Source organism: Leisingera sp. ANG-DT, assembly GCF_000813785.1.
Lineage (GTDB): Bacteria > Pseudomonadota > Alphaproteobacteria > Rhodobacterales > Rhodobacteraceae > Leisingera.
Genome location: NZ_JWLE01000001.1, coordinates 696,147 through 714,966 on the forward strand (window position 1 = coordinate 696,147; position 18,820 = coordinate 714,966).

The 18,820-nt window shown below is 63.5% G+C and carries 17 protein-coding genes; 13 read left to right on the forward strand and 4 right to left on the reverse strand.

Annotated elements, in window-relative coordinates; translation table 11 throughout:
- Positions 1 to 7: 7 nt before the first annotated feature.
- The 6 genes from RA21_RS03340 (at position 8) to RA21_RS03365 (ending at position 8,404) form a co-directional block, all read left to right on the forward strand.
- A complete protein-coding gene (locus tag RA21_RS03340) occupies positions 8 to 1,339 on the forward strand; it encodes a M23 family metallopeptidase (RefSeq protein ID WP_039146528.1) in 1,332 nt (443 codons plus the stop codon).
- Positions 1,329 to 1,886 carry a bactofilin family protein gene (locus tag RA21_RS03345; protein ID WP_039146145.1) on the forward strand — a complete coding sequence of 186 codons (558 nt, stop codon included), beginning with the start codon at positions 1,329 to 1,331 and terminating at the stop codon, positions 1,884 to 1,886. Before RA21_RS03340 ends, RA21_RS03345 begins: the two co-directional genes overlap by 11 nt.
- Positions 1,887 to 2,086: 200 nt before the next feature.
- Positions 2,087 to 3,583 (forward strand): calcium-binding protein, encoded by a 1,497-nt coding sequence (locus RA21_RS03350; RefSeq protein ID WP_039146148.1) that lies wholly within the window; start codon positions 2,087 to 2,089, stop codon positions 3,581 to 3,583.
- Between the two features lie 205 nt (positions 3,584 to 3,788).
- Positions 3,789 to 5,171, forward strand: a complete 1,383-nt coding sequence (locus RA21_RS03355; RefSeq protein WP_039146151.1) for a calcium-binding protein — start codon at positions 3,789 to 3,791, stop codon at positions 5,169 to 5,171.
- A 196-nt stretch (positions 5,172 to 5,367) separates the two neighbouring features.
- Positions 5,368 to 6,786, forward strand: coding sequence for a calcium-binding protein (locus RA21_RS03360; protein WP_052257576.1), 1,419 nt, complete (start codon positions 5,368 to 5,370; stop codon positions 6,784 to 6,786).
- A 196-nt stretch (positions 6,787 to 6,982) separates the two neighbouring features.
- The gene (locus RA21_RS03365) at positions 6,983 to 8,404 is read left to right on the forward strand and encodes a calcium-binding protein (protein WP_052257577.1); all 1,422 of its coding nucleotides are present in this window, start codon (positions 6,983 to 6,985) and stop codon (positions 8,402 to 8,404) included.
- A 54-nt stretch (positions 8,405 to 8,458) separates the two neighbouring features.
- Here RA21_RS03365 and RA21_RS03370 read toward each other — a convergent pair whose 3' ends face one another.
- The 3 genes from RA21_RS03370 to RA21_RS03380 all read right to left on the reverse strand — a co-directional run bounded on the left by RA21_RS03370 (position 8,459) and on the right by RA21_RS03380 (position 10,623).
- Complete coding sequence (locus tag RA21_RS03370) at positions 8,459 to 9,421, reverse strand: DUF3179 domain-containing protein (RefSeq protein ID WP_039146154.1); 963 nt, start codon at positions 9,419 to 9,421, stop codon at positions 8,459 to 8,461.
- Positions 9,422 to 9,575: 154 nt separating this feature from the next.
- Entirely contained in the window at positions 9,576 to 10,124 is a 549-nt protein-coding gene (locus RA21_RS03375; protein ID WP_039146157.1) for a peptidylprolyl isomerase, read from the reverse strand.
- Entirely contained in the window at positions 10,117 to 10,623 is a 507-nt protein-coding gene (locus RA21_RS03380) for a peptidylprolyl isomerase (protein ID WP_039146161.1), read from the reverse strand. The genes RA21_RS03375 and RA21_RS03380 overlap by 8 nt, the downstream gene beginning before the upstream one ends.
- Before the next feature lie 140 nt (positions 10,624 to 10,763).
- Between RA21_RS03380 and RA21_RS03385 the strand changes: the two genes are divergently transcribed.
- The 3 genes from RA21_RS03385 to RA21_RS03395 all read left to right on the forward strand — a co-directional run bounded on the left by RA21_RS03385 (position 10,764) and on the right by RA21_RS03395 (position 13,686).
- A complete protein-coding gene (locus RA21_RS03385; protein WP_039146162.1) occupies positions 10,764 to 11,954 on the forward strand; it encodes a phosphoglycerate kinase in 1,191 nt (396 codons plus the stop codon).
- 140 nt (positions 11,955 to 12,094) lie between these two features.
- On the forward strand, positions 12,095 to 13,237 hold the full coding sequence (locus RA21_RS03390; RefSeq protein ID WP_019296868.1) for a M24 family metallopeptidase: 1,143 nt from the start codon (positions 12,095 to 12,097) through the stop codon (positions 13,235 to 13,237).
- Between the two features lie 149 nt (positions 13,238 to 13,386).
- Positions 13,387 to 13,686 (forward strand): FtsB family cell division protein, encoded by a 300-nt coding sequence (locus RA21_RS03395; protein WP_039146165.1) that lies wholly within the window; start codon positions 13,387 to 13,389, stop codon positions 13,684 to 13,686.
- Between the two features lie 51 nt (positions 13,687 to 13,737).
- Here the strand turns inward: RA21_RS03395 and RA21_RS03400 are convergent, their stop codons facing one another.
- Positions 13,738 to 14,493, reverse strand: coding sequence for an SDR family oxidoreductase (locus RA21_RS03400; RefSeq protein WP_039146535.1), 756 nt, complete (start codon positions 14,491 to 14,493; stop codon positions 13,738 to 13,740).
- Between the two features lie 304 nt (positions 14,494 to 14,797).
- On the opposite strand from RA21_RS03400, the gene pdhA reads away from it, so the two are divergent.
- Genes pdhA through RA21_RS03420 form a run of 4 tightly spaced genes read left to right on the forward strand, consistent with a single transcriptional unit; the run spans position 14,798 to position 18,764 of the window.
- Positions 14,798 to 15,787 (forward strand): pyruvate dehydrogenase (acetyl-transferring) E1 component subunit alpha, encoded by a 990-nt coding sequence (gene pdhA, locus RA21_RS03405; protein ID WP_039146169.1) that lies wholly within the window; start codon positions 14,798 to 14,800, stop codon positions 15,785 to 15,787.
- Between the two features lie 16 nt (positions 15,788 to 15,803).
- Positions 15,804 to 17,174, forward strand: coding sequence for a pyruvate dehydrogenase complex E1 component subunit beta (locus tag RA21_RS03410; RefSeq protein ID WP_039146171.1), 1,371 nt, complete (start codon positions 15,804 to 15,806; stop codon positions 17,172 to 17,174).
- An 8-nt stretch (positions 17,175 to 17,182) separates the two neighbouring features.
- The gene (locus tag RA21_RS03415) at positions 17,183 to 17,443 is read left to right on the forward strand and encodes a hypothetical protein (protein ID WP_039146173.1); all 261 of its coding nucleotides are present in this window, start codon (positions 17,183 to 17,185) and stop codon (positions 17,441 to 17,443) included.
- 1 nt (position 17,444) lies between these two features.
- A complete protein-coding gene (locus tag RA21_RS03420; RefSeq protein ID WP_039146176.1) occupies positions 17,445 to 18,764 on the forward strand; it encodes a pyruvate dehydrogenase complex dihydrolipoamide acetyltransferase in 1,320 nt (439 codons plus the stop codon).
- Positions 18,765 to 18,820 lie beyond the last annotated feature (56 nt).

The following is an 18,820-nucleotide window of genomic DNA, read 5'->3' on the forward strand; positions in this document are numbered from 1 at the left end:
AGACACATTGCGCACACGGCTCGCGATCAGAATTCACAGTTTTCTCGAACGCCGCTTCCCGGAGCGGCGGGTGTTCCTGAAGTCCGATACCGACACAAGGTTCATCCGGCTGCGCTCTGAAACCCAGCTGATCGCCATGGCTGGCGTCACCCTGTTTGTGGCCTGGTCGATTGTCGCCACCGCCATCGTGCTGATGGACAGTATCGGCTCCGGCAACTTCCGCGAGCTGGCCAAGCGCGACCAGCAGACCTACCGCGCCCGCCTGAATGCGATTTCCGATGAACGCGACGCCCGCGCCGAAGAAGCGCTGGCCGCGCAGGAGCGGTTCAACGCCGCACTGGCGCAGATCTCCGTCATGCAGTCGGAACTGCTGGCGTCCGAGACCCGCCGCCGCGAGCTGGAAACCGGCATCGAGGTGATCCAGTCCACCCTGCGCGACACCATGACCCAGCGCGACGGCGCCCGCAAAGCCCTGGCGCAGCTGAAAGAGGATACCGAGGGCGGTGCCAGCCCCCACGCGGTGATGGCCAGCGCCGAGGCGCAGATGGGCCTTCTGGCAAGTGTTCTGTCCGACACTGCAACAGAACGCGACCAGATCCTGGCCGACGCCCAGGGCGCGCTGGAGCAGCGCGACGAGCTGGAGCTGGAACTGCAGCTGATGAATGAGCGCAACAGCCAGATCTTCCGCCAGCTGGAAGAGGCGGTTGCGGTCTCCGTCACCCCGCTCGACAAGATGTTCCGCAACGCCGGCATGCCGCCCGACCGCATCCTCGAACAGGTGCGCCGCGGCTACAGCGGCCAGGGCGGCCCGCTTGAGCCGCTGGCGATGTCGACCCGGGGCGAGGAACCCAGCCCCGAAGCGCTGCGCGCCAATGCCATCCTGGCCAAGCTGGACCAGCTTAACCTCTACCGGCTGGCCGCCCAGCAGGCGCCCTTTGCCACCCCGGTGAACCTCGGCCACGTGCGCCAGACCTCCGGCTACGGCTACCGCCGCGACCCCAAAACCGGCGGCCGACGCCTGCACAAAGGGTCCGATTTCGCCGGCAGCACCGGCACCGATATCTTTGCCACCGCCGACGGCGTGGTCACCCATGCCGGCTGGCAATCCGGCTACGGCAAGATGGTCACCATCCGCCACGCCTTCGGCATCGAAACCAGATATGCCCATAACTCCAGGATCCGCGTGACAAAGGGCCAAAGGGTCTCGCGCGGGGATCACATTGCTGATATGGGTAACACCGGACGGTCCACCGGGACCCACCTCCACTACGAGGTCAGGGTCAACGGGCAAGCTGTTAACCCCATGATCTATATCAAGGCTGCGAGAAATGTTTTCTAAGAGCAAAATCAACGAGCCCGGGCCGAAGCAGGCCGAAGCAACCCCGGCACCCGCGGCAGCACCGGCAGCTGCGCCTGCGGCCAGCGACTACACCTCCAGCATGCCCAAGGCCAAGCCCGCCGCATCGCTGCTGAGCTCGGACCTGCACATCACCGGCAACGTCAAGACCACCGGCGACATCCAGGTCGAAGGCACGGTTGAGGGCGACATCCGCGCGCATCTGCTGACCGTCGGCGAAACCGCCACCATCAAGGGTGAAATCACTGCCGATGACGTGGTCATCAACGGCCGCATCGTCGGCCGTGTGCGCGGCCTCAAGGTGCGCCTGACCTCCACCGCGCGGGTCGAGGGCGACATCATCCACAAGACCATCGCCATTGAGTCCGGCGCCCACTTCGAAGGCTCCGTGCAGCGCCAGGACGACCCGCTGAACCCGGGCGGCCGCAAGTCCGCTCCGGCGGCAGCCGCAGCTCCGGCCGCAGCCCCGGCTCCGGCACCGTCGGCCGCGGTTCAGGCCGCAACCAAGGCACATAAAGCAGAAAGCTGAGCCGCCATCCGGCAAGCCTTCTGCACGGCCGGGTCTGACAGGGACCACCAGAACGCCGCGGGGCCACCCGCGGCGTTTTCTGTTGCATCACCCTGGCTTTACGCAACGTACAGCAGTCCGGCCTTTACCATTTTCGCTTAAAGATTTATCAACCGCCAAAACAACCCCGGCCTGCAAAGCCCCACGTTTCAGGACACATAATGGCGAATATTGTTGTTACGGACGCATCCAATACCGTCCCGGAATATGATCTTTCCAATTTTGACATCAGCAACGTCACCGTCGTTTCCGCCACTGGCTCAACTTTCACGGTGCGCTACGAAGGTATCACTGCCGTCTTCAAAGGCACCTTTGCCTACAACGGCGCAGGCGTGCCTGCGGACGGCAGCACCATCCAGTCCATTTCCCTGCGCTATGACGGAACCGAGTTCACCTCCATAACCGGTCTCAGCCTGACCTATCAGGACCTGGCACAGGGCGATCTCGAGAGCGTGCTGGAGACCGCACTGGGCGGCAATGACAGCTACACCTCTGCTTACAATGGCGGCGAGTACATCCGAACCTACGGCGGTAATGACACAATCAAGGCCGGCAGCGGACAGGACACCATCAATGGCGGCAGCGGACACGACACCTATGTCATCAGCAACCCGGCTGATGGCCTCGGTTACGGCTTTGACTCGACCTTCGGCTTTAGAATCTACGACGCCCAGGGCCAGGTTCTGGACTATTTATACAACGTTGAAACGGTCAAGGTCGGCAGCAAAACCCTCCGGGTCCAGGAGGGCGGCGACGGCGCCGATCTGCTGACTGCCAAAAACCCCAGCGGAACGTCCAGCCGGGATATCATCAATGGCCGCGAAGGCAATGACACGATACGCGGCGGGCATAAGTCCGACGTGCTTCTGGGCTGGACCGGCGAGGACAACATCCACGGCGGCGCCCAGTATGACTTCATTGCAGGCGGTTTTGACAACGACCACCTGTCCGGCGGCAGCGGCAGTGACAAGGTTTGGGGCGAATACGGCAGCGACAAGGTGTACGGCGGTACCGGCAACGACACCCTTGTCGGCGGACAAGGCAGCGACTCCCTGTATGGCGGATTGGACAACGACACCCTCAAAGGCGACGACACCTATTCCTCACACGGCCATGACCAGCTTTACGGCGGCCGCGGCAATGACCGGCTGGAGGGCCATGGCGGCAACGACAGCCTGTATGGCGGCAAGAACCACGATACCATTTACGGCGGTTCCGGCGATGATGTGCTCTATGGCGAAACCGGCCATGACACCCTGCAAGGCGGCACCGGCAACGACACCCTGCGCGCCAACGGCGGCGACGACTACCTGTCGGGCGGCTCCGGCAACGACCTGATCGAGGGCGGCGTCGGCCATGACACCCTGTACGGACGCTCCGGCAGCGACACGCTGCGCGGCCAGGCCGGCGATGACCAGCTGCACGGCGGCACCGGCGCGGATGTCTTCATCTTCCACCGCGGCTACGGCAATGACACCATCCAGGATTTCACCGCCGGGCAGGATCACATCAAGATCGGCGTCGGCGCCAACGGCATGGATGATCTGGAGTTTCAGACCCGCGGCGATGACGTGCTGGTGTCCTTCTCCAACGTGACCATCCTGGTCGAGGACATCACCCTGGCGCAGCTGCAGGACGCGGACAACTTCCTGTTCTAACGGCGGTGGAGCGTTGCAACACCCAAAGGCGCGCCCGAGCCGGCGCGCCTGTTTCGCCCGTTAAAGCTGCAAAAACATCACGTTTACCCTACGGAAAGCAATTCCCCGCCTTGAACCTTTCAGGCCAATCGGGCAACAGGCATTTAGATTGCATTAACCCTCCGGGTTTCAACCCAAGCATTGCTAAGACCGAGAGGCTGTTTCCATGGCGACTTTTACCGTAAATGACTCCAGCTACAATTGGAGTGTGGGCGCGCTCAAAGACTACCGGATCTATAACTACTCTGCTGGAACCGTCACCAGCAGTGTTGTCGTGGTGAATGGCAGCACCTATTCCGGCCAGTCCGTAACCGTAACCTACACTGGCAGCTTCAGCGCTGCGGGCGGCACGGTTTTCGGAACTCTCACCGGCGTCTCGGTCAAAATCAACGGATCGACTGCGATGTCCGCATCCGGCATGAATGCATCGTTCTACACCTACTCCAACGGAACCACGAGCTCCTTCGTTGATGACGCCACCGAAGGCAACGACCTGTTCAACATCACCTCCACCCGCACCAGCACATGGCAGCTGGGGGACGGTAATGACACCATCAACTCCGGCAACGGCAATGAATACATCTACGGTGGCGACGGTATCGACCGGCTGATTGTCGATGGCAAATTGTCCGCAGCCAGCTTCTCCTCCAGCTACGGCCGGATGATCCTGGACGGCTCCGACGGCCGCGACTACCTGAGCTCCGTCGAGCTGGTGCAATTCAGCGACCGCACGGTCAGCGTGAAGGTCGGCAGCTCGTCTTCCAACAAGATCAACGGCGACCGTTTCTCCCGCACCCCGGACGACATTCTTCTGGGCGGCAACGGCAACGACACGATCTCCGGCCGCACCGGCAATGACAGCCTGATCGGCGAATCCGGGACCGACGTTCTCTACGGCCAGAGCGGCCACGACAAACTGTACGGCGGCGCCGGCGGCGACCGTCTCCACGGCGGCGAGGGCAATGACACCCTCAAGGGCGGCGATTCCGCCAGCGAGACCGGCGACGACAAGCTTTACGGCGAGCGCGGCAACGACCGGCTGGAAGGCCAGGCCGGCAACGACAGCCTGTTCGGAGGCAAGAACCACGACACTATTTTCGGCGGCGCCGGCAATGACGTGCTCTATGGCGAAACCGGCCATGACACCCTGCAAGGCGGCACCGGCAACGACACCCTGCGCGCCAACGGCGGCGATGACTACCTGTCGGGCGGCTCCGGCAACGACCTGATCGAGGGCGGCGTCGGCAATGACACCCTGTACGGACGCTCCGGCAGCGACACGCTGCGCGGCCAGGCGGGGGATGACCAGCTGCACGGCGGCACCGGCGCGGATGTCTTCATCTTCCACCGCGGCTACGGCAATGACACCATCCAGGACTTCACTGCCGGGCAGGATCACATCAAGATCGGCGTCGGCGCCAACGGCATGGATGATCTGGAGTTCCAGACCCGCGGCGATGACGTGCTGGTGTCCTTCTCCAACGTGACCATCCTGGTCGAGGACATCACACTGGCGCAGCTGCAGGACGCGGACAACTTCTTGTTCTGACAGCTTCCAACGCTTTCAAACGAACCAAGGCGCGCCCTGCCCGGCGCGCCTTTTACGCGTTGTAAGCTGCGAAACCATTCGCTCCACCCAAAGGCGATACCACTCAACCCTCGCGGCTTTTGATTGAGCAGCTTACACTCAAAGTGACATTTTTAACCACGACCTTTCCCGTATAGATGGCAGGACTTCTCTGAATATGGCCTGGATTACCGTCACCGAAACCGAAGGCGCCATCCCCAGCTACGAGCTGTTTGATTTTACGATCGAAGGCGCCACCGTTGTTTCCGCAACCGACTCCAATCTGAGGGTGCAAAAGGACGGCATCATCTACGAGTTCACGGGAAGTTTTACCTACGGCAATTCCGGAACCGCCTCAGCAGACAGCACCGTTACAGCTTTCTCGCTTTGGTATGACGGCACTGAATTTTTGAAGGGCACCCGCCTCACCGCTACATACGCGGACTTATTCGGAGACGGCTCGAAGAAATTCGGTTATGCGGCATTTGCCGGCAACGACATTTACTCCTCCCGCCTGGACAGCAAGGATACAATTCAGGGCTACACCGGCGATGACACTATCGAAGCCGGCGCGGGCAGAGACAAGATCTACGGCGGCGCAGGTGACGACAGGCTTTATGGCCAAAGAGGTTACGATACCCTGTATGGCGGTTATGGCGACGATTTTCTGCATGGCGGAAAGCAGCCTGATAATCTGCGCGGCGAGGCAGGCAATGACGTGCTGGTTGGCGGAGCTGGCGATGACACCTTGCTAGGGTGGACGGGCAACGACACCCTCAACGGCAATCTCGGCAACGACCGACTGTACGCGCATTGGGGCCATGATGTGATTTTCGGCGATTCCGGAGACGACACCGTCAGTGCGCACTTGGGCAACGACAAGGTGTATGGCGGGACTGGCGATGACTGGATTCGCGGGGACAATGGAACTGACACCCTCTATGGCCAGCACGGAAACGACAGCCTTTCCGGGGGGGCGGACAGCGACCTGCTCAATGGGGGCGAGGGCAATGACACGGTGAAGGGATATGGCCTTCGGGACCGCGTCAGCGACGACACCCTTTACGGCGGACCGGGCAACGACCGGCTGGAGGCAAACAGCGGCGCTGACCTTCTCTATGGCGGCACCGACGACGACACCCTGTACGGCGGCCCGGGTGATGACCTGCTCTTCGGGCAATCAGGCCACGACACCCTGCAGGGCGGCATGGGCGACGACACCCTCAAGGCGGGCAGCGGTGACGATTTCCTGTCCGGCGGCTACGGCGGCGACATTCTTCTGGGCGAAGCGGGCAGCGACACCCTGCACGGGCGTGCCGGCAATGACACGCTACGGGGCATGGCGGGCGATGACCTGCTGCACGGCGGCACCGGCGCCGATGTCTTCGTCTTCCACAGCGGCTATGGCAATGACACCATTCAGGATTTCAACGACGGCCTAGACCGCATCAGGATCGGCACAGGTGCCTCCGGCATGGGCGATCTCAATTTCCAAACCCAGGGGGATGACGTGCTGGTGTCCTTCTCCAACGTCACCATCCTGGTCGAGGACATCACCCTGGCGCAGCTGCAGGACGCGGATAACTTCCTGTTCTGACAGCTCCCGCCACTAACAAACGAACCAAGGCGCGCCCTGCCCGGCGTGCCTTTTACGCGCTGTAAGCTGCGAAGCTATTCGTTCCGCCTAGGTGCAGGAGCCCGCAGGCCTTGCGGCTTGTGATTGAGCGATTTACACTCAAAGTGATACTTGGGACCGATACCTTTCCCGTATAAATGGCAGGACATTTCTGAGTATGGCAAAAATTGTTGTTACGGCCGCCTACGACAGCGGAACCAACTATCTCAATCAGTATAACGCATTTGCTGCCGAACTTCAGATCCGCTCCGCCAGCGCCACCAGATTGGAACTGGTTTACAAGGACACCGTCCTCCTTTTCGAGGGCGCGTTTACCTATGATGCCTCCGGCACCCCCGCAGCTGACAGCCGCATAACTGCATTTTCCCAATGGTATGCGGGTGCAATGTACTACGAAATCAGCGATTTCGATCTGACGTATCAGGATCTTGCCGAAAGTACCGTTTACAGCTTTCAGATCAAAGCGGTGGCGGGTGATGACACTTTCACATCCTACGCAAACAGTAGCGTCCGCTACTGGACAGGGGACGGCAACGACCGTCTCATGGGCACCTCTCGCACGGACTACCTGTCGGGCGGTAGCGGAAACGACACGATCTATGGCGGAAACGGCTACAACCGGCTCTCGGGCGATGACGGCGAAGACCGCATGTATGGTGGCAAAAACGTCGATCACTTGACCGGCGGCGAAGGCCAGGATGTGCTCTATGGCGGTGCTGGCCGCGACTATGTCAGCGGTCAGCAGGGCAACGACACGCTGTTTGGCGGCAGCGGCGGGGACGGTCTAGTCGGCGGAAAGGGGCATGACCTGCTCAACGGCGGCTCCGGGGATGACTACCTGCTCGGAAAAACCGGCACCGACAGGCTCTGGGGCCAGACCGGCAACGATAGGCTAGTAGGCGGGAGCGGGTGGGACACCCTTCACGGGCAGGCCGGTGGTGACGTTCTTGAAGGGGGTAAAGGTAACGACCTTCTTTACGGCGGCGAAGGAAGTGACACCCTGAAAGGTTATGGTGCCAGGGCCGAAGCCAGCGATGACACCCTTTACGGCGAACAGGGCAACGACCGGCTGGAGGCAAACAGCGGCGCTGATCTCCTCTATGGCGGCACCGACGACGACACCCTGTACGGCGGCCCGGGTGATGACCTGCTCTTTGGGCAAACAGGCCACGACACCCTGCAGGGCGGCATGGGCAACGACACCCTCAAGGCGGGCAGCGGTGACGATTTCCTGTCCGGCGGCTACGGCGGCGACATTCTTCTGGGCGAAGCGGGCAGCGACACCCTGCACGGGCGTGCCGGCAATGACACGCTGCGGGGCATGGCGGGCGATGACCTGCTGCACGGCGGCACCGGCGCCGATGTCTTCGTCTTCCACAGCGGCTATGGCAATGACACCATTCAGGATTTCACCGCCGGCCTGGACCGCATCAGGATCGGCACAGGTGCCTCCGGCATGGGCGATCTCAATTTCCAAACCCAGGGGGATGACGTGCTGGTGTCCTTCTCCAACGTCACCATCCTGGTCGAGGACATCACCCTGGCGCAGCTGCAGGACGCGGATAACTTCCTGTTCTGACGGCGGTTTCCGCAGCAAATAATAGAATGGCGCGCCCTGCCCGGCGCGCCTGATTCATTTCAGCATCCATCTGCCCTCCGGCCAGAAGGCGTGAAAGGCAAAGGCGAACATCACGTCATGCGCCACGTCCCGGCCTGTCGCGTCGCGTACCCGGACGCTGCCGATATCGCGCCCCTGCGCCAGCCGGCCCGTGTCCAGCGCCGAGGCCTGCCCCGCCCGCCAGCTCAGCACCAGACCGGCCTCGCGGATCTCGCCCTCCTGCGCCAGCCGGTCCAGCGGCCAGGCGCGGCTGCCAACCCGCACCACCCGCGCCATCGGCGCCACCCCATGCGGCGGCGGGCTGCCGTCATAGAGGAACGGCCATTTCGCGGTGTCATAGCCGCGGTAGGGGTTGCGCCCGTAATCCCGGTTCCAGCCCGGCTCTGCCATCACCAGCCCGTCCGGGTTGCGCGCGGTGAACTCCTGCCAGCTCTCGACCCAGCTCGGCAGCGTCTTCAGCCTGGTGCCGGTCATCCGCCCGACGATGCCGGTGCCGGTTGCCTGCTGCCACCAGCTCTGGCTCTCGCGGTCATACATCACCATGTCGGAAAACCGCAGCTTGCCGCTGACGCCGAAACTCAACGTGCCTGCCGCCGTGCGCCGGTCAAATGTCACCGCGGAATTGCACAACGGGCAATAGGTCACCGCCACCGGCACCCCTGCCACCACGTCGTTCACGATCTCATGCCAGGTCAGGTAGCGCAGCGGATAGGCCCGTGGCTTGGCCCCTTCCATCTGCAGCGTGATCACCGGCTCCCGCGGCTTCAGCCGCCGCGCCTTGGCGGCCTCCACGAACTGCGGCTCATCCAGCGCCGGGATCGCGTCCTTGCCCACCCCGCCAGAACGGATCTGGCGCCACTCCGGCACATTGGTGCGGCTGAAATCGGTCTGCGGCCACTCCCGCTTCCAGACCTGCGGATCGGCGGCAGCACCCGACGGCAGCAGCAGCGCCAGACACAACAAAACACCTTTGAACATGATCAAACGCCTCCTGCCCCAGTAAACGGCGGCAGAGCGGCGCAGAACAGAGGGCGGCACGGGCTTGTGACCTGCCGTTAGCGCCCGGCAAAAGCAAAGGCCCGCCCCCGGAATGCCGGGCGCGGGCCTCATTCTTGCGGACAACCGGACCCGATTACTCGGTCACGGTCACCTTGGTCATCGCATCCGGCTGGCCGATCACAGAACCGTTGTTGCCGGCGCCGCGCTTGATTGCATCGACCACATCCATGCCCTCGGTCACCTTGCCGACAACCGTGTACTGGCCGTTCAGGAAATGGCCCGCATCAAACATGATGAAGAACTGCGAGTTGGCGCTGTTCGGGCTTTGCGAACGCGCCATGCCCACGACGCCGCGGTCAAACGCCAGGTCGGAGAACTCGGCCGGCAGGTCCGGGCGGCTGGAGCCGCCGCGCCCGGCGTAGCTCATGTCGCCGCCGATCCGGCCGAACTCCACGTCGCCGGTCTGCGCCATGAAGCCCTCGATAACGCGGTGGAACACCACGCCATCGTATTGGCCTTCAGCCGCCAGCGCAGTGATCTGCTCCACATGCTTGGGCGCCACATCCTCAAAGAGGTCGATCTTGATGGTGCCGTTGGCTTCGCCTTCGACCTGGACCTCCAGGCCGGTGGCAAAGGCAGGCCCTGCCGCCAGCAGGGCCACCAGCGAAAGCGCCTTACGCATCCGCAGCAACCTTAACGGAGATCATCCGGTCCGGGTTCGCAGGCGGCTCGCCGCGGGTGATCGCGTCCACATGCTCCATGCCTTCGATGACACGGCCGTAAACGGTGTACTGGCCGTTCAGGAAGTGGTTGTCCTTGAAGTTGATGAAGAACTGCGAGTTGGCGGAGTTCGGGTTCTGCGAGCGTGCCGCGCCCAGGGTGCCGCGGTCATGCGGCAGCTTGGAGAACTCGGCCGGCAGGTCCGGCAGGCTGGAGCCGCCGGTGCCCGCCATGCGGATGTTGAAGCCGTCTTCCATGTCGCCGTTGGCCACATCGCCGGTCTGCGCCATGAAACCGTCGATCACGCGGTGGAAGCAGACGTTATCATATTCGCCGCCGCGGGCCAGTTCCTTCATCCGCTCGGAATGCTTCGGCGCCACTTCGGGCAGCAGCTCGATCACCACATTGCCGTCCTTCAGCTCGATGATGATGGTGTTTTCGGGATCTTTAATCTCGGCCATCTGGCCCTCCTGTCGTCGAAATTTGCACAGATACCTAAGCCCAGAGCCCGGAAATGCCAAGGGAGCATTGACTGATGCGCAAAAACCCCCGAAACAGCGCGCGGATTTATCGGCAATTTCACCAATGAGGGGTCTCGCAGATGGGCTGGAAAACACTCGACGACATGGATCTGAACGGCAAGCGCGTGCTGGTGCGCGTGGACATCAACGTGCCGATCGTCGACGGCGTGGTGACCGACTCCACCCGCATCCGCCGCATCGCCCCCACCGTGCGTGATATTCTGGCCGCGGGCGGCAAGCCGATCCTGCTGGCCCACTTCGGCCGCCCCGGCGGCGAGCGCCGCGAGAACCTGTCGCTGAACCAGCTGGTCCCGACGCTGGAACGCGCCTTTGAAACCAAGGTCCTGTTTGCCGCCGATTGCGTCGGCGCCGGGGCTGAGGCCGCCGCAGACGCGCTGCAGCCGGGCGAAGTTCTCCTGCTTGAAAACACCCGCTTCCACGCCGCTGAGACCAAGAACGACCCGGACCTGGCCGCCGGCATGGCGCGCCTGGGCGAGGTCTACTGCAACGACGCCTTCTCCGCCGCCCACCGCGCCCACTCCTCGACCGAGGCACTGGCCCGCCTGCTGCCCGCCTGTGCCGGCCGTCTGATGCAGGCAGAGCTGGAAGCCCTGGAAAGCGCCCTGGGCCAGCCGCAGCGCCCGGTGACCGCCGTTGTCGGCGGCGCCAAGGTCTCCACCAAGCTGGAACTCTTGGGCAACCTGATCGAGAAGGTTGACCACCTGGTGATCGGCGGTGGCATGGCCAACACCTTCCTGGTCGCCAAGGGCCTGCCGGTCGGCATTTCCCTGGCTGAACGCATCATGAAGGACACGGCAGCTGAGATTTTGGCAAAGGCCGAGGCCGCGGGCTGCGAGATCATTCTGCCCTCCGACATCGTGGTCGCCAAGAAGTTCGAATCCAACGCCGAGCACGAGGTTCTGCCCGCCGATCAGTGCCCCGAGGACGGCATGATCCTGGACGCAGGCCCGGACAGCGTCGCCCGCGTCATCGAAGTCTTTGCCAACAGCAAGACCCTGATCTGGAACGGCCCGCTCGGCGCGTTTGAGCTGGAACCCTTTGACGCCGCCACCAACGCCGCAGCCCTCAAGGCCGCAGCGATGACCCGCTCCGGCCAGCTGATCTCCGTTGCCGGCGGCGGTGACACCGTGGCAGCCCTGAACGCCTCCGGCGCGGCCGGCGACTTCACCTACATCTCCACCGCCGGCGGCGCCTTCCTGGAATGGATGGAAGGCAAAGTGCTGCCCGGCGTCGCGGCTCTGGATCAGTAAGCCAAATACCTTTCCGTATGACCGCGCCCCGGCCTCACCGCCGGGGCGTTTTCTTTGTCACGGGACAATAAAAGCTTTGCCCCGGCCCTGCCCGCCCCCGTAGCGTCACGCCAAGACACCGGCAAAAGCGGAGGCCCGCCATGTTCCAGGACCGCATGACCCGTCTCAGGCAGAAGATGGCAGAGGCCGGCATCGGCGTGGCCCTGATCACCGACGACGACAGCGTCTATTACCTCACCGGCTACTACGACTACCTGCATATGGAGTTCGGCCGCCCCACCATCCTGGTGGTTCCTTGCAACGGCCCGTCCCTCCTGATCACCCCGGTGATCGACGTGGTGATGGCGGAGGAGGTCGCGCAGGTGGACCGCATCGCCGCCTGGAACGACGGCGACGGGGCTGAATGGCGCGCTGAACTGCCAGCCGCCTTGGCCGGCGCCGCCCGCATCGCGGTTGAACCGGACCACATGCCGCCGATGGTGCGCGCCTGCGTTGGCGAACTGGCGGGCAGCACCGAGATCACCAGCATCACCCCGGCACTGTCGGACCTCAGGATGATCAAATCCTCCGAAGAGCTGCAACTGGCCCGCCACGCAGGCCAGGTTGCCGGCGCCATGATGGCCGCAGGCCGCGGCGCCATCGCCGCCGGTGTGCCGGAATACGAGGTCGCCATCGCCACCTCCCAGGCCGGCACCCGCACCGCGGCGGAGCTGCTCAGCACCCACTACAGCGATGCCAACATGTCACCCAGCACCCATTTCCTGCAGATCATGGCCTCAGGCCGGGACATTACCAAGACCCACCACCGCGCCTCCACCCGCATCATGCAGCACGGTGAGCCGGTGTTCCTGTGTTTCTGCGGCATGACCAATTTCCACCGCTTCAAACTGGGCTTCGACCGCACCTTCTGGATCGGCGAAGCGGACCCGGAACAGGCCCGCATCTATGAGGTGGCCGTGGCCAGCCAGAAGGCCGCGCTGGACGTCCTCGGCCCCGGCGTTCAGGCGCAGGAGGTGCACCGCGCCTATGCCGGGGTGATCCAGGACGCAGGCTTCAGCTACCCGTTCCGCTGCGGCCGCGCCACCGGCTTCAGCTTTCTGGAACGCCCGCAGCTGGTGACCGGCGACACAACCGTTCTGCAGCCCGGCATGGTCTTTGCGGTCGACGGTTCTGTCGCCACGGATACCTTCCGCGCCCAGGTCGGCGACAGCTTCATCATCACCGGTGACGGCTACGAGCAGATCACCACCCACCCCAAGGCACTGCAGGACATGATCCTCTGACCATCCCGGCGCCCGCCAGAACCCCATAAAAAACACGCCCGCGGACAGATTTGGGATTCCCAAGCACAGCCGCGTGTGGCATGCTGTTTTCAGACGCCGGCAAACGGCGCAAAATACAACATGAGCAGTAACATACAGGCACCTCCAAAGTGACCCGAAGCAACCGCCCGTCTCTGGGCGCCATCACCTTTTTTGCCATCGCCTTCGCGCTCAGCGCGTACTTCACCTTTGCGGCGGTGCAGGGCGACTTCGGGCTGTTCAGACGGGTTGAGATCCAGGCCGAAGCAGAAGAACTTCAGCAGGATCTTGGCCGCCTCCAGTCCCGCATCGGCGAGATGGAAAATCTGACACGCCGCCTGTCCGACGATTACCTCGACCTTGACCTCCTTGACGAACAGGCACGCACGGTTCTCGGTCTCGTCCGCGCGGACGAGATCGTGATCCGCTGATCCGGTCGGAAATGTCTGCCGCCAGCCGCACAGCAGCCAGCGGCAGCAAAGTCAAATCAACCGGGCCGAAATACCGCCATCAACAGAGACCGGAGCACCGGTCATAAAGCTTGCTCTGTCCGACAGCAGAAACAGCGCCGACTGGGCAATCTCCCTGGGCTCCGCCATCCGCTTGAGCGGGTGCAGACCGGCGATAAACTCATGCGTTGCCGGATCATCGCCAGCCATATCCGTCTTGGTGCCCCCCGGCAGGATCGTATTCACCCGGATCCCCTCCGCCGCATGGTCTGAGGCCAGCGACTGCGTCAGCCCCAGCAGCCCGGCCTTCGACGCGGCATAGGCCGCCATGCCCGGCATGCCGCCGTTGCTGACACCGACAAAGGTTCCGGTAAAGACAATGGACCCGCCGCCCCGCCGCTGCAGCGCGGGGATCTGCGCCCGGGCTGACAGAAATGCGCTGGTGAGATTGGTCGTCAGGACGGATTGCCAATTGCCGGGCTCCATCTCCGCAACGGGGCCTACCTCCCCCATCATGCCGGCATTGTTGAACGCGCCATCAAGTCCGCCGAATTGTTCCTCGGCCAAATCAACAAGCGCCTTGGCATAAGGTCCGTCACAAACATCTCCGGCCAGAAAAGCCGCGCGCCCGTTGCTTTGCTCGATCTGCCCGGCAAGGGCGCGCAGCCGTTCCTCCCGGCGCGCGCCCAGCACCACATTCGCCCCCTCAGCGGCAAACAGCAGCGCCGCGGCCGCGCCGATCCCGCTGCTGGCCCCGGTAATGATGATTGTCTTGTCTTTCAGTTCCATGGTCATGCCTTTCTGTTTGTGCATGCCATTCAGGTAAGGAGGAGAGACAACACGAAGCGACCCGGTTCTTGCGCTTGCCGCGGCACCCGGACCGGAACCGCAAGATCCGGGCCGGCAGGGCACCTTCGAACAGACCCGCCCGGCCCCCGCCTTTTGACCGGAACCGTTGCATTTCTGCGCAGCCATCGGCGGATCTTTACCCTGCGTCCAGCCCGCGGCAGAATAGCACTATTCAGCCGGGCCAAAACCCGCTATGAATTTGTTTAACACTAAACTATCTAGCCTTCAGGGGGAGCTGACCACCATGGCCGCTAGAAAAAGCGCAAAGAAACCAAACGTTTCTGCCGAAGAACTGACGAAACACTACCGCGAGATGCTGCTGATCCGCCGATTCGAGGAAAAGTCGGGCCAGCTCTACGGCATGGGCCTGATCGGCGGCTTCTGCCACCTCTACATCGGCCAGGAAGCGGTTGTTGTGGGGCTTGAGGCCGCAGCCGAGGAAGGCGACAAACGCGTCACCTCCTACCGCGACCACGGCCACATGCTGGCCTGCGGCATGGACCCCGACGGCGTCATGGCCGAGCTCACGGGCCGCGAAGGCGGCTACTCCAAGGGCAAGGGCGGCTCCATGCACATGTTCTCCAAGGAGAAGCATTTCTACGGCGGCCACGGCATCGTCGGCGCCCAGGTGCCGATCGGCGCGGGCCTCGCCTTTGCCGACAAGTACAAGGGCAATGGCCGCGTGACCTTCGCCTACTTCGGTGACGGCGCAGCCAACCAGGGCCAGGTCTACGAGACCTTCAACATGGCTGCCCTGTGGAAACTGCCGGTGGTCTTCGTGATCGAAAACAACCAGTACGCTATGGGCACCTCGCAGCAGCGCTCCACCTCCAGCGCCGAGATCTGGGAACGCGGCAAGGCGTTCGGCATCCCGGGCGAAGCAGTGGACGGCATGAACGTGCTGTCGGTGAAGGAAGCAGGCGAGCGCGCCGTGGCCCACTGCCGCAGCGGCGACGGCCCCTATATCCTCGAAGTGAAGACCTACCGCTACCGCGGCCACTCAATGTCGGACCCGGCCAAGTACCGCACCCGCGAAGAGGTCCAGAAAATGCGCGAGGAGCGCGACCCGATCGAGCAGGTCCGCGAGATGCTGCTGACCGGCAAGCACGCCACCGAAGAGGATCTCAAGGCGATCGACAAGGAGATCAAGGAGATCGTCAACAAATCCGCAGAATTCGCCAAGGAAAGCCCCGAGCCCGCCCTGGACGAACTCTGGACCGACATCTACGCCTGAGAGGGAAGAACAAGACATGGCAACTGAAATTCTGATGCCCGCCCTGTCGCCGACCATGGAGGAAGGCACCCTGGCCAAATGGCTGGTCAAGGAAGGCGATACCGTAAGCTCCGGCGACATTCTGGCCGAGATCGAAACCGACAAGGCGACGATGGAGTTTGAAGCCGTCGACGAAGGCACCGTCGGCAAGATCCTGATCGGTGAAGGCACCGAAGGCGTCAAGGTGAACACGCCCATCGCGGTGCTGCTGGAAGACGGCGAAAGCTATGACGCCTCCGCCGCCCCTGCCCCGGCTGCTGAAGCCCCGGCACCGGCAGCTGAGGCGCCTGCAGCCCCCGCTGCTGCCGCCGCGCCCGCACCCGTCGAAAGCCGCGTGCTGGAACCGGACTATCCTGAAGGCACCGAAATGGTGCAGACCACCGTGCGCGAAGCGCTGCGCGACGCCATGGCCGAGGAAATGCGCCGCGACGAGGACGTGTTCCTGATGGGCGAGGAAGTCGCCGAGTATCAGGGCGCCTACAAGGTCTCCCAGGGCCTGCTCGATGAGTTCGGCGCCAAGCGCGTGATCGACACCCCGATCACCGAACACGGCTTTGCCGGCATCGCCACCGGCGCGGCCTTTGGCGGCCTGCGCCCGATTGTCGAGTTCATGACCTTCAACTTCGCCATGCAGGCGATTGACCACATCATCAACTCGGCGGCCAAGACACTCTATATGTCCGGCGGCCAGATGGGCGCCCCGATGGTGTTCCGCGGCCCCAACGGCGCTGCCGCCCGCGTCGGTGCCCAGCACAGCCAGGACTACGCCGCCTGGTACATGCAGATCCCGGGGCTCAAGGTGGTGATGCCCTACTCCGCCGCCGACGCCAAGGGCCTGATGAAAACCGCGATCCGCGACCCCAACCCGGTGATCTTCCTGGAGAATGAAATCCTCTACGGCCAAAGCTTTGACGTGCCCAAGATGGACGATTTCACCATCCCCTTCGGCAAGGCCCGCATCTGGCGCGAAGGCTCGGACGTCACCATCGTCTCCTTCGGCATCGGCATGAAATACGCGCTGGAGGCAGCAGACAAGCTGGCCCAGGACGGCATCGCGGCGGAGGTCATCGACCTGCGCACCCTGCGTCCGATGGACCTGCCCACGGTGATTGAATCGGTCAAGAAGACCAACCGCCTGGTCACCGTCGAGGAAGGCTGGCCTCAGGGCTCCGTCGGCAGCTACATCGCCTCGGAAGTGATGCAGCAGGCGTTCGACTATCTCGACGCGCCGGTTGTGACCTGCACCGGCAAGGACGTGCCTATGCCCTATGCCGCCAACCTGGAACGCCACGCGCTGATCACCACGGATGAAGTGGTCGAAGCCGTTAAGCAAGTGACCTACCGCTAAGGACGAAGATGGACATCAGGGGCCGCGATCCCGAAACCGAATGCTACCGCGTCACGCTGACCGTCGACGGGCGCACAGTCACCGCACTGGTTCCCGAACGGCTGGCAGCAGACACACGGCTGATCGGCTCGCGGCCCTCCCATCAGGAAGCCTACGTCTGGATGGCGGAGAAGAAAGACAAGATCGAAGCCGCGATAACCCAACTGGCCCGCGGCACCCGGCGCCCCAGGGCGCCCTATGACCAAATTGTTCTGATTGAGGAGCGCTGACATGCCCACCGAAATCCTGATGCCCGCGCTTTCTCCCACCATGGAGGAAGGCACCCTTGCCAAATGGCTGGTCAAGGAGGGCGACACCGTCTCCTCCGGCGACCTGATCGCCGAGATCGAAACCGACAAGGCCACCATGGAATTTGAAGCCGTGGACGAAGGCGTGGTCGGCAAGATCCTGATCGCCGAAGGCTCCGAGGGCGTGAAGGTCAACACCCCCATCGCGGTGCTGCTGGAAGACGGCGAAAGCGCCGATGACATCCAGTCCTCCGGCGGCGGCGCTGCTGCCCCGGCCAAGGCTGACGCCCCCGCGGCCAAAGCGGAAGCCCCCGCAGCCGCGCCCAAGGAAGAGGCCAAAGCCGCCCCCGCTGCACCGCAGGGTGCTGACGGCAGCCGTATCTTCGCCTCCCCGCTGGCCCGCCGCATCGCCGCCGACAAGGGCCTGGACCTGAGCGCCATCAAGGGCTCCGGCCCCAAGGGCCGCATCGTCAAGGCCGACGTCATGGACGCCAAGCCGCAGGCCGCAGCCGCTGCTGCACCGGCAGCTTCCGCCCCGGCCGCCGCACCTGCCGCTGCTGCAGCCCCTGCCGGCCCCTCTGCCGACATGGTTGCCCGCATGTACGAGGGCCGCGCGTTCGAAGAGGTCAAGCTGGACGGCATGCGCAAGACCATCGCCGCCCGCCTGACCGAGGCCAAGCAGACCATCCCGCACTTCTACCTGCGCCGCGACATCCAGCTGGATGCGCTGCTGGCGTTCCGCGCCCAGCTGAACAAGCAGCTCGAGGGCCGCGGTGTGAAGCTCTCGGTCAACGACTTCATCATCAAGGCCGTGGCGCTGGCGCTGCAAGCGGTGCCGGACGCCAACGCGGTCTGGGCCGGCGACCGGGTTCTGAAAATGAAAGCCTCCGACGTGGCCGTTGCCGTCGCCATCGAGGGCGGTCTGTTCACCCCTGTGCTGCAGGACAGCGACACCAAATCCCTCTCTGCGCTTTCGGCTGAGATGAAAGACCTCGCCTCCCGCGCCCGCGACCGCAAGCTGGCGCCGCATGAATACCAGGGCGGCAGCTTCGCGATCTCCAACCTCGGCATGTTCGGCATCGACAACTTCGACGCCATCGTGAACCCGCCGCACGCGGGCATCCTGGCGGTCGGCTCCGGCGTCAAGAAGCCGGTTGTGGGTTCCGACGGCGAACTGAAGGTCGCCACCGTAATGAGCGTCACCATGTCGGTCGACCACCGCGTCATCGACGGCGCCCTCGGCGCGGACCTCTTGAAGGCCATCGTCGACAACCTGGAAAACCCGATGGTGATGCTGGCCTGAGGGGTCGCCAATGAAAAAACAAAGCCCCGGCCTCCGCGCCGGGGCTTTTTTCATGC